This window comes from Pseudoalteromonas sp. NZS37, from assembly GCF_015864265.1.
Lineage (GTDB): Bacteria > Pseudomonadota > Gammaproteobacteria > Enterobacterales > Alteromonadaceae > Pseudoalteromonas > Pseudoalteromonas arctica.
On record NZ_JADYXL010000034.1, the window covers coordinates 1 to 1,775 of the forward strand.

Below are 1,775 nucleotides of genomic sequence, written 5' to 3' on the forward strand. Positions count from 1 at the left end.
ATGCCGATGAACTGGGCATTGTTGACAGCGCTGCGTCCAACGTCCTCAAAAAGCTGACGTTTGCGAATCTCGCGGCGTGGGTGCGTGGGATCGCGCTCACAGGGTTGAGCACTGCGACGAACGCGGTGATCACTGCTGCAGACACGGTGCTGGTTGCTCTGGGCAAGCTGCAAGCGCAGGTCAACGAGCTGGACACCAAAAAGTTAGATAATACCGGTGGTGATATTGCAGGCAATGTAAATTTCTCGGGAACTGGTAGGCGTATTACTGCGGATTTCAGTAACGCGACCGTTGCGAGCCGAGCGATGTTTCAGACGAGTACGACTAACGGCGCTACGGTATTGGGGGCGATGCCAAGTGGGGCCGGTGGTTATTCAGAGTATTCACTTTACAACGGACCCGACCCGACAAACGCAGCTAAATTTGATTTTTCCATAAGCGGCAGTACCGCGCGGCTGCGCTCTACAGCCATAGGAACGGGCGCATCGCTCCCGATAAATATTGAAACTCCAGGCGGGACTACGCTTCATTTGGGGACGAATGGTGATGTGCTCGCGCTGCGTGGCGCGCTGGGTTACGGCACGGGAGCAGGAGGTACAGTTACTCAAGCAACCAGCAAAACCACCGGCGTGACACTTAACAAACCTAACGGGCAGATAACTATGAACAGTTCTGCATTATCGGCAGGCGCGGCTGTGGTCTTTAGCGTGAGTAATTCATACGCCTTATCCACAAGTTTAATTGATGTTTGCGGGGGATACAACTCCGGTGCCCCTGATCCATCTAATTATAGGATTGAACTTAATTGGTCTGGAAACGGGGTTTTTAGTGTAAGAGTGACAAATATANCTAATTATAGGATTGAACTTAATTGGTCTGGAAACGGGGTTTTTAGTGTAAGAGTGACAAATATATCCACCGGCACACTTTCAGAGGAGCTTGTAATCAATTTCCAATTAAGGACAGGTTCTACATCATGATTATCAAACAACCAATCCGCTACGAAAACGACCCCGCGACCCTCGAAGCAACATGGGTTGATGCAAGCGGCGCGGTCATCAAGTGCCACGCCTACAGCAACGGCCAAATGGACATGCTACGCGCAGACCTTGGCGCTGACGCCCCGCAGTACGAGGCACTACTCGCCCAGGTCGAGGCCGAATATGTGCCGCCTGAACCACCAACGCTTGCAGAGCGTCAGGCTGAAATCGTCGCGCGCATCCAAGCGCTGGAAGACCAGCACCTAATGCCGCGCATCACCCGCGAAACGATCATCGCGCTGGCTGAAGAACGCGCGGTTGCCATGGGGCTGACCATTGAGTATCTGCGTGCCAAGAACAAGGGCTACGCGGGTCTGAAAACCCTGGACGAACAGAGCGCAGCACTCAGGAGCCAACTGCCATGAGCCACCTCCTATTTTTCCCCGTCTACGCCTTCCTCCTGCTCTACGCACTGTGGGTGTTTTTCCTCGCGGTCATGTCGCTCAAGCGCGCCAAGGACGCCGGCACGCTGACCTTTTGGAACAAAATGTTCGGATACCCAGTGCTGTTCGTCGGGCTGCTATTGGACTTTCTGGCAAACACCTTGGTGCTCACGGTACTTCTGGGTGAACTGCCGCGCGAGGGAACTGTCACCGCCCGACTGAAGCGCCACAACGAGACAAGCACCGGCTGGCGCAAGGCTGTCGCCGTTTGGGCGGAACAGCACCTCGACCAGTTCGACCCGAGCGGCGATCACATCTGATCCGAAACCAGCCCGCAGTCCACCAGCACATT

General features: G+C 54.6%; 2 protein-coding genes. Both read left to right on the top strand.

Annotated features, from left to right (window positions below; translation table 11 throughout):
- Nucleotides 1-976: 976 nt before the first annotated feature.
- Nucleotides 977-1,405, top strand: coding sequence for a hypothetical protein (locus I6F47_RS20160; RefSeq protein ID WP_114488097.1), 429 nt, complete (start codon nt 977-979; stop codon nt 1,403-1,405).
- On the top strand, nt 1,402-1,743 hold the full coding sequence (locus I6F47_RS20165; protein ID WP_114488098.1) for a hypothetical protein: 342 nt from the start codon (nt 1,402-1,404) through the stop codon (nt 1,741-1,743). Before I6F47_RS20160 ends, I6F47_RS20165 begins: the two co-directional genes overlap by 4 nt.
- Nucleotides 1,744-1,775: the final 32 nt, after the last annotated feature.

Coding starts and splice junctions, on each gene's coding strand:
- I6F47_RS20160 (WP_114488097.1), top strand. CDS start 977: ATGATTATCAAACAACCAATCCGCTACGAAAACGACCCCGCGACCCTC.
- I6F47_RS20165 (WP_114488098.1), top strand. CDS start 1,402: ATGAGCCACCTCCTATTTTTCCCCGTCTACGCCTTCCTCCTGCTCTAC.